Raw genomic sequence first — 12,940 nt, forward strand, 5'->3', positions numbered from 1 at the left:
GGAGACGCAAGCCCATGTTGAATCGAAGAGAAGCGCTCACAGGCGTTGCAGTTGCGCTTGCAGCGCCCATGTCGAAAGCGGCGACGACGGACCTGCCCGAGATGATGAGGATCGTGATGCCGTTCCCTGCCGGTGGCGCACTTGACGGGATGACCCGCATCTTTGCGGACACCTATCAGAAGGTGACAGGTCGCCAATGCATCGTCGACAACAAGCCCGGTGCGGCCACCACCATCGGTGCGTCGGAGGTGTCGCGTGCAAAGCCCGATGGCTCCGTGGTGCTCTGGACCACCGGTGGGCACCTGACCAACGGGGTTCTGATGAAGAAGCTGCCCTATCACCCTATCGATGGATTCACGCCGTTGTCGATGGTGTATTCGACCTACGGGTTCGCGCTGCTGCATCGGGCGAATGGACCCTTCAACACGCTGGCCGAATTCATCGCCGCAGCCAAGAAGCAGCCTGGCAAGTTGAGCTATGCGTCGGCCGGCAACGGAAACACCACACATGTGGTCGGCGCCCTGTTCGCCAAGCAGGCTGGCCTCGATCTGATCCACGTGCCCTACAAAGGAACGCCTCTCACGGATCTGATCAGTGGTGTGGTGGACGTCTCGTTCATCGCGCCTTCGTCCGTGATGCAGTACATCGAGGCCAAAAAGATCAAAGCTCTCGCTATCACGGGGGCACAGCGAGCAGAGACGCTGCCGACCGTGCCTACGTTCGCCGAAATGGGTATGCCCGACATCGACATTCCCGCGTGGATCGGCATGCTCGCGCCGCCCAAAATGCCGCCGCAGGTCCTGGCTGCGCTCTACGAAGGCGTTGCAAAGACGCTGGCCGACCCAGGCTTCAAGGAGAAGATGGTCACCTTCGGCAACAAGGTCTCGGGAATGCCGCCCGACAGATTCAAGGCCTACCTCGAAAAGGAGTTCGCTCGCTACCAGCGAATCCTTCCTCCACTCGGCATCGAAATGGATTCGTGATGTTCAAAAAAATTGTCGACCTTTCCATCTTTCTAGAAAACGATGTGATCTCGGATCCGCCAGCGTTCGCGCCCAAGATCCACTACATGAACCATACGGAAAGCTTTGGCCGACTGGCGCAGTTTTTCCCCGGGCTCAAGGCAGGAGACCTACCCGACGGCGAAGCATGGGCGGTGGAAAAAGTTGAGCTCAGCACCCACAACGGCACGCACCTCGATGCACCGTGGCACTTTGCTTCCACGATGAACCATGGCGAGCCCGCGATCACCATCGACCAAGTGCCTCTCGAATGGTGCCTGCAACCAGGAGTGAAGCTTGACTTCCGTCATCTCGAGGACGGCTACGTTGTGCAAGCAGAGGACGTCGAGGCGGAGTTGAAGCGGATCGGCCACACGCTGAAGCCGCTGGAGATCGTGGTCGTCAACACCCGCGCGGGAAGCCGCTACGGCAAGCCCGATTTCGTGCAGTCAGGGTGCGGCATGGGCTACGGCGCGACGATGTACCTGCTCGAGCGGGGCGTTCGCGTGACGGGTACAGACGCGTGGAGCTGGGACGCACCTTTCGTGTACACCGCCGAGCGCTACAAGCAGGACAAAGACCCGGCAGTGATCTGGGAGGGGCACAAGGCCGGCCGCAACATCGGCTACTGCCACCTTGAGAAGTTGCACAACCTAGAAGTGCTGCCCGCAGACGGGTTCTTCCTCTCCTGCTTTCCGGCCAAGATCCGCGGCGGTTCGGCCGGCTGGACGCGCGCGGTAGCGCTGTTCCAGTGACATGGATCGGAAGAACCATGATCTTTGAAAAGAATGTGTCGATCCGCCTGCGCGACGGTGCGGTCCTCAAGGCAAACGTTTTCCGTCCGGACGGGGATGCACCCGTGCCGGTCCTCATGACGCATGGCCCCTACGGCAAAGACGCGCATTTCGAGGATGCGTTCAAGCCGCAATGGGACGAACTGAAACGTCTATACCCGGGCATAGACACGGAAGGCAGTTCCGGCAAGTACCTGCGTTGGGAGGTGGCCGATCCAGAACGCTGGATTCCTTTGGGCTACGCGATCGTGGTGGTCGACAGTCGGGGCGCCGGCGAGTCGCCCGGCAAGCTGTGGGTGTGGTCGCCGCAGGAGGTAGACGACTACGCAGACTGCATCGAATGGGCCGGCGTGCAGGGATGGTCCAGCGGCAAGGTCGGCCTTCTCGGCATCTCGTACTACGCGATGAACCAGTGGCAGGTCGCCGCACGCCGGCCTGCGCATCTGGCGGCGATCTGTCCTTGGGAAGGGGCCAGCGACATGTACCGTGACGCCAGTCACCACGGCGGGATCTTCGGCAATTTCTTCTTCGAACTCTGGTTCCCGAAGCAGATCCTCTCGGTGCAGAACGGAAAGGCCGACAGTCCCTACATCGACCGCGAAACGGGCATGACTAGCACCGGCGCGGCGCTAGACGCCGATGCTCTGCGCGCGAACCGGGTGGATGTCATCGAGGAGTTCCGGTCACACCCGCTGATGGACGACTGGTATGCCGCAAGGTCACCGAAACTCGCCGACATCGAGGTGCCGGTCCTGTCCGCAGGCAACTGGGGAGGCATGGGATTGCACCTTCGTGGCAATGTGCAGGGCTTCCTCGGTGCGGGTTCGCAGAAGAAGTGGCTGCAGATGCACGGCGGCACCCACTGGGAATCCTTCTATCTGCCCGAGTATGTGCAGATGCAGAAGCGCTTCTTCGATAGGTTCCTGAAGGACGAGCCCAACGGATGGGAAGAGCAACCTCCTGTCATGCTAGAGGTGCGCCATCCGGACCGCTTCGAGAAGCGCTTCGAACACGAATGGCCGATCGCTCGAACGCAGTGGGCCAAGCTCTACCTCGATGCCCAAACAGGCAAGCTGGCTGCTGAGGCCGTTGATTCGACCTCTACCGCTTCGTACCGTGCGCCCGGTCGCGGTGTCGAGTTCCGGAGCGCGCCGATGGAGGCTACGACAGAGTTCACCGGACCGCTGTCACTGGTCGCGTGGATTCGCTCAAGCACCGAAGACATGGATCTTTTCGTCACTGTCCGGGCGTATGACCCCGATGGCGGTGAAGTGCTCTTCCGAGGCGCTACGGATCCACAGGTGCCGGTCGCACAAGGATGGCTACGAGCGTCGCACCGCAAGACTGACCCCGCGCGATCGTGTCCATGGCAGCCATTTCACACGCATAAGGAAGTCGAGCCATTGATACCGGGCGAAGACTATCGGGTGGAGGTGGAAATCTGGCCAACGTCCATCGTGCTTCCACGAGGGTATCGGCTTGCGGTGCGCATCGACGCGCAGGACTTCGAACGTGAAGGCGCAACAGGGCCACGCAAGGGGTCAGGGCCGTTCCTGCATACCGACCCGCTCGATCGCAAGCCTGATCTCTTCAACGGCGAGAACACCATCCTCACAGGGGGGGCCTACGACTCGCACCTGATGCTGCCGCTGATCCCCTGTCGCAGCGACTGAAGCGCGTTCCCAGTCACTTCCCCGCGGGGTGACCTGGGCGTCGGCTCGCGAGCCACCAGCACTTTTGACCACGAAGGATCCACCTTGACCGTCCCGTTCGACACAAATTCGCCAGACCTCGTGAGTTGGGTTGAGAGCGCCAACGCGCCCGAAACCCCTTTCCCGATCCAAAACCTTCCCTACGGCAGGTTCAGGCGAGATGCATCTGCTCCGTGGTTGATCGGTGTGGCCATTGGAGACCAGGTCTTGGATGTTCATGGCGCCGGGCTTGCCCACAGTTCGGAGATGGGCAACTGGCTGACGTTGTGTCGTTCCGAGCGACAGGCGCAGCGGCAGGCGATCTCGCTGGCCCTGAAGCACGGCAACGACAATCGAGCGCGCATCAAGCCCTGGCTGGTGCCAATGACGGGGGTCGAGTTGGGCCTGCCGTGCGACATCCGCAACTACAGCGACTTCTTCATCGGCATTCACCATGCGTACAACACGGGTCGCCTCTCTCGACCCGACACGCCGCTGCTTCCCAACTATCGCTGGGTGCCCATCGGCTACCACGGACGCGCGTCATCCATACAAGTCAGCGAGCGCGATTTCGCGCGGCCCAAGGGCCAAGTCAAGCCCGCAGGTGCCGAGGTGCCGTCGATGCAGCCCAGCGCCCGGCTGGATTTTGAGTTGGAGATGGGCATCGTCATCGGTCGCGGCAACGAGCAAGGCGATCCGATCCCCATCGACGAGGCCGAGGAGCACATTGCAGGCCTGACGCTCCTGAACGACTGGAGTGCGCGTGATCTCCAGGCTTGGGAAGCGCAGCCACTTGGGCCGTTTCTGGCCAAGAGTTTCGCTACGACACTGTCGCCCTGGATCGTGACGCTGGAGGCTCTTGCGCCATTCCGCGAGCCCTTCGTTCGGTCACCCGATGAACCGCAGCCGCTGCCGTACTTGGAAGTCCGATCGGGCCGTGAACTCGGTGCGATTGATGTGACGCTCGAGGTCTGGCTCCAGACGCCACAGATGCGGGCTCACGGGCAGGGTGGCGAATGCATCGTTCGAACGGGCTTCGCCCAGGCTGCGTACTGGACGGTGGCCCAACTTGTGACGCATCACACCATCAATGGGTGCAACCTGATGTCGGGCGATCTGCTTGGAACGGGGACGCTGTCTGGCGAGCGCGCCGGACAGGCGGCGTGTCTGCTGGAAATCACACAAGGTGGCAGGCATCCACTGCGACTGTCAAATGGCGAGGAACGTCTGTTCCTGAACGATGACGACACAGTGACGCTGCGGGGCTACTGCGAGCGCCCGGGACGCCGGCGCATCGGCTTCGGAGACTGCACGGCGACCGTGCGCAAGGCGAAGCCGTAGCTCGCCTGGGAGCGCGGGGCTCGGCAACCATCAGGGCGTCTTGAATGCCGCTTCTGGTCCGAATCTTGCCATGGTTGCGAAGGCAAAAAGTGCGTCCGGAGCCATATGGCACCGGATTACTGAGGCCCAGTTCGTCCTGATAGCTTGGTAGCCGCTTCCCCTTCCTTGCAGAACGTCGCCATTGCTTCAGCGAGCCACCTCTGGCCCAGCTCAGTGAATTCACCACTCGCAAGAGCTTGATTGCGCGCTGCGGTGAGAACTTCAAAAAGCTGATCGGCAGACAGATCGGCTTCACTCAACGTGATGACCTTGCCTCCCCAATACTCTGCTAGCTCTCGTGCAAGTAACTTCGCCGCCGGATTGCTAGCCCGATAGCGCTCAGACGCAATCGAAGCCGCCCTCGCGAGGATGTCGTGAATTGCGGTGCTGGTTCCCCAACAAATGTGGCCGTCGAAGGCGAGTGCTGATGACATGGGAAGCCTTGCCTGAATGTCTGTTCCTGGCGGCCATTCGCCGCCGCGCGGCAACGACGCGCGCCATCTGACGCCGCAATTTAGCCGCTAAATTCCAAAGTTGGTGAGACAAAACCCCAGGAATTCCATCTTTAGTGAAACAGCGGTTCCATCCTCAATGATTGATCCGCCCGTAAGTGGTTGACTCCAAATGGGATGAGGATTCCGCGCCTCGTGAATCTCAACAGCATGTCGACGAACTCACCTCCGGATGCGCATGACCGTCTCGACAAGTGGGCTATCGCCGTCAACGCGGCGACAGTGACCTGTCCAGGCTGGCCGAAAGAGCAGCCAGCGCAGGCTTCAGCTTTGCCGCCGGCAGGTATCCGAAGCCGAGCCTGAACACGCGGTCGGACTCGCCGAACCACCGCCCCGATGCGAGCTGCAGGTCATGGTCCGGCAACAGAGCCCAGAAGCGAGAGACCGCGGCATCGTCGAACACATCGGCGCGCAGCCGCAGGCAACTCAGGGCACCGCCATCGGGCCTGATCCATTCGATGCGGCCGCGTTCGGCTTCGCACCAGTCCGACAGTTCCTGCAGGGCAGCCGCAAGCAGACGACGCCGAGGCGCCAACACTCGCTCGCTGTTGCGCAACAGTGCCGCGGCCAGCGTTTCGTCGAGCACCGAGCCGGAGATCACGGTGTTCATCTTCGCCACGGTGAGCCTCAAGCGGAGGTCCGCGTCAGGCACCGTGAGCCAACCGGTTCGCAGCCCCGGTGCGCCCAATGCCTTGGAGACGGATGCGCCCGTGACGATGCGTGGATCGAGGCTTGCGAAGCTCTCGACCATCGGGTCATCTCCGTAGGAAGCCTCGCGGTAGGTCTCGTCGACGAAGAGCAGCGCACCAGGCGACAGCCTGCCCATCAGTTCGAGCAGTCTCTCGATGTCGGCGCGCGAGGTGCGGACGCCGCTGGGGTTCTGCGGCGAAGCGATGCTCACCAGCTTCGTCTTCGAGTTGAGGCATGCCTCGAACTGCCCGAAATCCAGGGCATAGCCGTTCTCGAAGGAGAGCTTGACCTCCCGCACGCTCGCACCTGCTCCCAGGAGGCTGTCACGGCTTGGGGGGAAGCACGGCGTCGCAAGAACGGCTTCGTCACCTGCGCGGCAAACCTCGAAAGCCAGAAGGAAGAGACCCAATGCCGTGCCCTGCGTCGTGAGGACGTATTCCGCCGGGACCTTGCAGGCATCCGCAATCGCCTGCCGCAGCGCAAGCGAACCGGCGGACTTGCTGTAGCCCAGCTTCAGGTTGCGGATGTTCTCCACACCCGGAAAATCAAGAAGCTCGCCAAGCGTCAGATCCTGCGAGGTGCTCTCCGCCAGATTGAACGGCCGGTTCACATCGAGAAGCGAAATGATCTCGTTGTAGGGAAACCTTCCGCGCCACTGCGGGGAGGCCGCATCGCGCACGTCGTCGCTTCTTTCCGGGGAAGGAATCTCTTGAATAGCTCTCATCGTTTCGCCTCGAACCTGCCGGTTCAGTAGTTCAGCCGAGGCATCGTAGCGAGCAGGGGCAAACCGCAACAGCCACAGTTTTTCGATTTTTCGACCATCACAGTTTGCTTGTCGCGCCGCACCGGGCTGGCCGAGAATGAGCGCCATCATGGAAGCGCACGCACCCTATCGATACGAACAGCTGGCCGACCTCATCGTCGGCATGATCGACAAAGGTGCCTTGTCCCCAGGCATGCGCGTTCCGTCGGTGCGTGCCGTAAGCGAGCAGCATCAGCTCAGCATCGCGACAGCGCTGCAGGCCTACCGCATGCTGGAGGATCGCGGAATCCTCGTGTCAAGACCGCAGTCGGGCTTCTATGTTTCGAACGCCCGCCATGCGACGTTTGCGCTTCCTTCCACCTCCCGTCCTCGCACGAAGGCTTCGACCGTGTCGATCAGCGGCGCCGTCGCCGCGTTGCTCGAGCATGCGTCGAACATGTCCCTGGTCCCGCTGGGATGCGCGGTGCCCGATGTGGGGCTGCTGCAGTCGAAGCGGCTCGATCTCATGCTCGCACGCGTGGCGCGCCAGCACGGTGCCCGTCACAACGTCTACAGCCCCCCACGGGGCGAGGCGGCCCTGCGCCGCGAGATCGCCAGGCGGTCGATGCGCACGGGCCATGCCCTGTCGCCTGACGACATCCTCATCACCAGCGGCTGCACCGAAGCGCTGACGCTCGCGCTGGGCGCGGTGGCCAGGCCCGGCGACACCATCGCGGTCGAGTCCCCCACCTACTTCGGTCTGCTGCACACGCTGGAGGTGCTGGGACTGAAGGCCCTGGAACTTGCCACCGACCCCGTGCGCGGCGTCGATGTGGCCGCGCTGGCGCGCCTGCTCGACAAGGAACCGATAGCGGCCTGCGTGCTCTCGTCCGGCTTCAGCAACCCGCTGGGATACGTGATGGCCGAGAGCGATAAAAGATCGCTTCTCTCGCTCCTTTCGAAGCACGCCATACCGCTGATCGAAGACGACGTGTACGGCGACATCCACTTCGGCCGCGAGCGTCCCAAGCCATTCATTGCGCTGGACCGGGGCGAGAACAAGATCATCTACTGCTGCTCCTTCTCGAAGAGCCTTGCACCCGGGTACCGCATCGGCTGGATCGCACCGGGCGCATACGCGCAGCGCGTGATGGAGCGCAAGCTGGCATTCAGCCTGAGCAGCCCGGTGCTGCCACAACTCGCGATCGCGGAGTTCCTCGAGGGCAACGCCTATGACGTGCACCTGCGCCGCATTCGGCGCGTGCTGGAGGAGAACCTGGCGCGCATGGTCCGGGCCATCGAAGCCAGCTTTCCCGCAGAGACGAAGGTGAGTCGCCCCGCCGGCGGCTTCATGCTCTGGCTGGAGCTTCCCAAGCATTTCGACTCGCGCGCGTTGTTCGACGAAGCGCTCGAGCACGGCATCTGCTTCGCGCCAGGAAACGTGTTCTCGGCAAGCCGCCGCTATGGCAACTGCCTGCGCCTGAGCGCCGGCCACACATGGGACGACCGCATCGAAGCCGGCGTGCGTCGCCTGGGCCGCCTGGCGTGCGCACAGCTGAATCGGTAGGCCGCCACAAACCCCGCAGTCTCAGTCTTCCTCATGCCCCCGGTACTGCCCCATCAGCATCTGCTGCGTCGCCAGTGGCACCGCCTCGTAGTGCGACAGCGCGATGGTGTAGCGCCCCTGCCCGCTGGTCATCGCATTGAGGCGCGACTGGTAGCTGGCCAGTTCGGCCATCGGCACCTGGCCGCGAACGACCACGGTGCCTGCGCCTGCAGCCGACGTGCCGGTGACCAGGCCCCGGCGGGTTGAAAGATCGCCGGTGACATCACCGACCGACTGTTCGGGCACGGCGATCTCGATTTCGACGATCGGCTCGAGCACCACCGGCCGTGCCTCGCGGATGGCCGCCATGAAGGCCTTGCGGCCGGCGGTGGCGAAGGCGATGTCCTTGCTGTCGACGCTGTGGTGCTTGCCGTCGTGCACCACCACGCGCACGTCGACCACCGGATAGCCGGCGATCGCACCGCACGCCAGCACTTCGCGCACGCCCTTCTCGACCGCAGGGATGAAATGCCCCGGAATCGCGCCGCCGCGAACCTCGTCGGCAAACTCGAAGCCGCCGCCGCGTGCCAGCGGCTCGATGCGCAGGAAGACTTCACCGAACTGGCCGGCGCCGCCGGTCTGCTTCTTGTGGCGGTGATGGCCATCGGCCGGCGCGGTCACGGTCTCGCGGTAGGCAATGCGCGGCGGCCGCGTCTGCACCTCGAAGCGGTACACCTCGCGCAGGCGGTCGAGCACGATGCGCAGGTGAAGCTCGCTCAGGCCGTAGAGCACCGTCTCGTTGGTCGCCATCACGTGCTCGATGCGCAGGCAGGGGTCCTCGGCCGCGAGCTTGCCAAGGATCTCCCAGGCGCGCTGCTCGTCGCCATGGCGCTTGGGCTCCACGGCCAGGCCGTGCACCGGCACCGGAAACGCCAGCGGCGCGAGATGCACATGGCTGTCCTCGGCCGCATCGTGCAGCACGGCATCGAAGTGGATCTCGTCGACCTTGGCCACCGCCACGATGTCGCCCGGCACCGCGTGCGACACTTCGACATGGTCCTTGCCCTGCAGCATGAACAGGTGACCCACCTTGAAGGGCTTGCGGCCATCGCCGATGTAGAGCTGGCTGTCGCGCGTGAGCGTGCCCTGGTGCACGCGAAAGATGCCCATCTTGCCGACGTAGGGGTCGATGGTGACCTTGAACACGTGCGCCAGCACGTGCAGCGACGGGTCGGGCCTGGCCTGCATGGGCTTGGCCTGCGCGCCCTCGCCGACGATGAAGTCCGGCGGGTTGGCCTCGCTCGGGTCGGGCAGGAGCTTGACGATCACGTCCAGCAGTTCGGCCACGCCGGCGCCGCTGCGCGACGAGACGAAGCACACCGGAATCAGGTGGCCTTCGCGCAGCGCCTGCTCGAGCGGTGCGTGCAGCTCGGCCGGATTCACGTCGCCCTCCTCGAGGTAGCGCTCGACGAAGGCCGCGTCGACCTCGACCACCTGCTCCACCAGCGCGCGGTGCGCCGCCTCGACGGGGCCGAAGTCGGACTGCCCGAAGCGGTTGAAGAAGCAGTCCACCACCTGCCTGCCGACCCCGTCGGGCAGGTTCAGCGGCAGGCATTCGCGGCCGAAGGTGGCCTGGATGTCGGCCAGCAGGCCCGCCAGCGAGATGCCCTGCGAGTCGATCTTGTTGACGATGATCATGCGCGCGAGATGGCGCGAGGCCGCGTACGCCATCATGCGCACCGTCATCGGCTCGATGCCGGTGGCGGCGTTGATGACCACCGCCGCCGTTTCGACCGCCTCCAGCGCCGGCAGGCTCTGGCCGAGGAAGTCGGGGCCGCCGGGCGTGTCGATGAAGTGGATGCGCGTGCCGGCATGCGTGAGGTGCAGCACCGATGCATTGAGCGAGTGTTGCAGGCGGCGCTCCAGGGGGTCATGGTCGCTGACGGTGCTGCCGCGCTCGACGCTGCCGCATGCCTTGATGGCACCCGCCTTGAACAACAGGGCCTCGGCGAGGGAGGTCTTGCCGGCGGCGGCGGCGCCGACGAGCGCCAGTGTTCGCACCGCTCCCATTTCGGCCGCGAGGCCGTTCGATCGGCTTGGCATGGCTGCACTCCTTCGCATCCGGAAGGCCGACCCGGCGGCCCGCAGGGGCTCGGGTGCTGCGCACGGACGCCAGGCCAGCGTACGGGATCGGCCGGGCCGGCGCAAGCCGATTGGCACCCGGCCCTCAGAAAACGGCCGACAGCGCGAGCGTCAGCAGCAGCCCCATCACGGAAATCACCGTCTCCATCACCGACCAGGTCTTGATCGTCTGCCCTACCGTGAGGCCGAAGTATTCCTTCACCAGCCAGAAGCCCGCGTCGTTCACATGGGAGAAGAACAGCGAGCCGGCACCGATGGCCAGCACCACGAGCGACAGGTGGTTGGTCGACAGCCCGCCGGCCAGCGGCGCGATGATGCCCGCCGCGGTGACGGTCGCCACCGTCGCGGAGCCGGTCGCCAGGCGAATCAGCACCGCCACGATCCAGCCCAGCACCAGCGTCGACAGGCCCGCCGCGAGCGCGATCTTGGCGATGGCATTGCCGGTACCGCCATCGACGAGCGCCTGCTTGAAGCCGCCGCCAGCGCCCACGATGAGCATGACGCCCACCACCGGCAGCAGGCTGTCGGCGATCTTCCTGGCCAGCACGGGCAGCGTGAAGCCCACGGCGGTGCCGAAGGTCACCATGGCCAGCAACACGGCCACCAGCAGGGCGAAGACGGGGTCGCCAATGAAGTCGAGCACCGGCCGCAGCGGGGCCGACTTGTCCAGCCAGATGTCGGCCGCCGCCTTCAGCAGCATCAGCACCAGGGGAGACAGCAGGGTGACCAGGGTCCATGCGAACGTGGGGCTTGCGCTCGGCTTCTGGTCGCCTGCATTGCCTGCCGACCCCGAGGCCGTGACCGCCAGCCCCGCGCCGGCCGCGCCGATCGGGACCAGCCGGGCCGCCAGCAGGCCGAAGAGCGGCCCGGCCACGGCCACCGTCGGAATCGCGATCAGCAGCCCGAGCGCCAGGGTCACGCCGACGTTCGCATGCAGGATGGCAATGGCGGCGAGCGGCCCAGGGTGCGGCGGAATGAACCCGTGCAGCACCGACAGGCCGGCCAGCGCCGGAATGCCGAGCCGCATGGCGGGGCCCTTGGAGCGGTGTACCGCGAGCATGACCACGGGAATCAGCAGCACGAGCCCGATCTCGAAGAACATCGGTATGCCGATGATGCTGGCGACCAGCGCCATCTTCCAGGGCAGCGTGGCGGGGCGCCCGCGCAGCAGCGTCTCGACCAGCCTGTCGGCGCCGCCGGAATCCGCCAGCAGCTTGCCCAGCATCGCGCCCAATGCGATGAGCACGCCCACGTAGCCCAGCACGCCGCCGACGCCGTTTTCATAGGACGCCGTCACCTTGTCCAGCGGAATGCCCGAACCGACGCCGACGAAGAGCGCGCCGATGGTCAGGGCCAGGAAGGCATGCAGCTTCAGCCACACGATCAGCACGACCAGCAGCGCGATGCCGATGGCCGCGACGGCCAGCACCTGGATGTCGTGCGCGTTCAGCGCGGTGGAAGCGTCCATTTATTTCAGGCCCAGGGTTTCGATGATGGTCTGGGCCAGCGCGGAGGGCGCGGGGCCGATGTCGACGCGAATCGCGGGCTCGTCCTCCGCGGGCTCTTCCAGGTCGGCGAACTGGCTGTCGAGCAGGCTGGGCGGCATGAAGTGGCCGTGGCGGGCCATCAGGCGCGAGGCGATGGTCTCGCGCGAGCCGTGGAGGTAGACGAACACCACGCCCGCGCCGCGCCGGTTGATCACCTCGCGGTAGGAGCGCTTGAGCGCCGAGCAGGTGATGAGCCCATGCTCGCCAGCGGCGATGCGCTCGTCCACCCAGTCCGCCACCTTGCGCAGCCAGGGTGCGCGGTCTTCGTCGGTGAGCGGATGTCCCGCTTCCATCTTGGCGATGTTCGCAGGCGGATGGAGTGCATCGCCCTCCTCGAAGGGCCAGGACAGGCGGCCCGCGAGGATGGCGGCCACGGTCGTCTTGCCGCAGCCCGAGACGCCCATGAGCACCAGCACCTGCGGTTTTTGAGTGGAAAGAGGCATTGGTTTCCTTGTCAGCCCAGCGCGTCGTTCAGTTGTTCGCGGAACTCGGTCAGGCTCACGGCCGCGCCGATCTCGCGCGGCAGCGCATCGCGCACCGAGAATACGCCGACGACCTTCGTGCCCGCCACCAGCGGCAGATGGCGAAAGCCCCGTTCGAGCATAAGCACCACCGCGTCGGACACGGGCGTCTCCGGCGGCACGCAGATCGGGTTGGGCGTCATGACTTCGCGCACCGGCGTGCGATCGGGGTCGAGCCCCCGCGCCAGCACGCGGGTCATCAGGTCGCGCTCGGTCAGGATGCCCACCAGGACGTCCGGCAGCTCCATGACGAGCACGCTGCCGCAGTTGGCGCGCGTCATCACGCAGGCGGCGTCGCGCACGCTGGCCTGCGGAGCGAGGCTGATCAGGTGCGTGCGGGAGATGGATTGGAAAACGGTGCGCTCGGCCATGGT

At 64.8% G+C, this 12,940-nt stretch carries 11 protein-coding genes; 5 read left to right on the forward strand and 6 right to left on the reverse strand.

Features of this window, described 5'->3' with window-relative positions:
• Positions 1-14: 14 nt before the first annotated feature.
• From WIX39_RS29725 to fahA, 4 genes are all read left to right on the forward strand, one after another.
• A complete protein-coding gene (locus WIX39_RS29725) occupies positions 15-983 on the forward strand; it encodes a Bug family tripartite tricarboxylate transporter substrate binding protein (protein ID WP_409196717.1) in 969 nt (322 codons plus the stop codon).
• Positions 983-1,756, forward strand: coding sequence for a cyclase family protein (locus tag WIX39_RS29730; RefSeq protein ID WP_409196718.1), 774 nt, complete (start codon positions 983-985; stop codon positions 1,754-1,756). Before WIX39_RS29725 ends, WIX39_RS29730 begins: the two co-directional genes overlap by 1 nt.
• Before the next feature lie 17 nt (positions 1,757-1,773).
• Positions 1,774-3,468, forward strand: a complete 1,695-nt coding sequence (locus tag WIX39_RS29735) for a CocE/NonD family hydrolase (protein WP_409196719.1) — start codon at positions 1,774-1,776, stop codon at positions 3,466-3,468.
• Positions 3,469-3,552: 84 nt separating this feature from the next.
• Positions 3,553-4,827 carry a fumarylacetoacetase gene (gene fahA / locus WIX39_RS29740; RefSeq protein ID WP_409196720.1) on the forward strand — a complete coding sequence of 425 codons (1,275 nt, stop codon included), beginning with the start codon at positions 3,553-3,555 and terminating at the stop codon, positions 4,825-4,827.
• Between the two features lie 116 nt (positions 4,828-4,943).
• On the opposite strand, the gene WIX39_RS29745 is transcribed toward fahA, so the two are convergent.
• Both WIX39_RS29745 and WIX39_RS29750 read right to left on the reverse strand, forming a co-directional pair.
• The gene (locus WIX39_RS29745; protein ID WP_409196721.1) at positions 4,944-5,300 is read right to left on the reverse strand and encodes a hypothetical protein; all 357 of its coding nucleotides are present in this window, start codon (positions 5,298-5,300) and stop codon (positions 4,944-4,946) included.
• A gap of 286 nt (positions 5,301-5,586) precedes the next feature.
• A complete protein-coding gene (locus WIX39_RS29750; RefSeq protein ID WP_409196722.1) occupies positions 5,587-6,942 on the reverse strand; it encodes a pyridoxal phosphate-dependent aminotransferase in 1,356 nt (451 codons plus the stop codon).
• Here WIX39_RS29750 and WIX39_RS29755 point away from each other — a divergent pair.
• The gene (locus WIX39_RS29755) at positions 6,941-8,377 is read left to right on the forward strand and encodes a PLP-dependent aminotransferase family protein (protein ID WP_409196723.1); all 1,437 of its coding nucleotides are present in this window, start codon (positions 6,941-6,943) and stop codon (positions 8,375-8,377) included. The two genes, WIX39_RS29750 and WIX39_RS29755, sit on opposite strands and share 2 nt — an antisense overlap.
• Positions 8,378-8,398: 21 nt before the next feature.
• On the opposite strand, the gene fusA is transcribed toward WIX39_RS29755, so the two are convergent.
• From fusA to WIX39_RS29775, 4 genes are all read right to left on the reverse strand, one after another.
• Positions 8,399-10,459: an elongation factor G gene (gene fusA / locus WIX39_RS29760; RefSeq protein WP_409196724.1), complete on the reverse strand. Its 2,061-nt coding sequence runs from the start codon at positions 10,457-10,459 to the stop codon at positions 8,399-8,401.
• 124 nt (positions 10,460-10,583) lie between these two features.
• Complete coding sequence (locus WIX39_RS29765; RefSeq protein ID WP_285415316.1) at positions 10,584-11,966, reverse strand: gluconate:H+ symporter; 1,383 nt, start codon at positions 11,964-11,966, stop codon at positions 10,584-10,586.
• Positions 11,967-12,488, reverse strand: a complete 522-nt coding sequence (locus tag WIX39_RS29770) for a gluconokinase (RefSeq protein WP_409196725.1) — start codon at positions 12,486-12,488, stop codon at positions 11,967-11,969. It abuts the gene before it with no gap.
• A gap of 11 nt (positions 12,489-12,499) precedes the next feature.
• Positions 12,500-12,937 carry a CBS domain-containing protein gene (locus tag WIX39_RS29775; protein WP_409196726.1) on the reverse strand — a complete coding sequence of 146 codons (438 nt, stop codon included), beginning with the start codon at positions 12,935-12,937 and terminating at the stop codon, positions 12,500-12,502.
• Between the last annotated feature and the right edge of the window lie 3 nt (positions 12,938-12,940).

The organism is Variovorax sp. AB1(2024), from assembly GCF_037482385.2.
Classification (GTDB): domain Bacteria; phylum Pseudomonadota; class Gammaproteobacteria; order Burkholderiales; family Burkholderiaceae_C; genus Variovorax.

Coding starts and splice junctions, on each gene's coding strand:
- WIX39_RS29725 (WP_409196717.1), top strand. CDS start 15: ATGTTGAATCGAAGAGAAGCGCTCACAGGCGTTGCAGTTGCGCTTGCA.
- WIX39_RS29730 (WP_409196718.1), top strand. CDS start 983: ATGTTCAAAAAAATTGTCGACCTTTCCATCTTTCTAGAAAACGATGTG.
- WIX39_RS29735 (WP_409196719.1), top strand. CDS start 1,774: ATGATCTTTGAAAAGAATGTGTCGATCCGCCTGCGCGACGGTGCGGTC.
- WIX39_RS29745 (WP_409196721.1), bottom strand. CDS start 5,300: ATGTCATCAGCACTCGCCTTCGACGGCCACATTTGTTGGGGAACCAGC.
- WIX39_RS29755 (WP_409196723.1), top strand. CDS start 6,941: ATGGAAGCGCACGCACCCTATCGATACGAACAGCTGGCCGACCTCATC.
- WIX39_RS29750 (WP_409196722.1), bottom strand. CDS start 6,942: ATGATGGCGCTCATTCTCGGCCAGCCCGGTGCGGCGCGACAAGCAAAC.
- fusA (WP_409196724.1), bottom strand. CDS start 10,459: ATGCCAAGCCGATCGAACGGCCTCGCGGCCGAAATGGGAGCGGTGCGA.
- WIX39_RS29765 (WP_285415316.1), bottom strand. CDS start 11,966: ATGGACGCTTCCACCGCGCTGAACGCGCACGACATCCAGGTGCTGGCC.
- WIX39_RS29770 (WP_409196725.1), bottom strand. CDS start 12,488: ATGCCTCTTTCCACTCAAAAACCGCAGGTGCTGGTGCTCATGGGCGTC.
- WIX39_RS29775 (WP_409196726.1), bottom strand. CDS start 12,937: ATGGCCGAGCGCACCGTTTTCCAATCCATCTCCCGCACGCACCTGATC.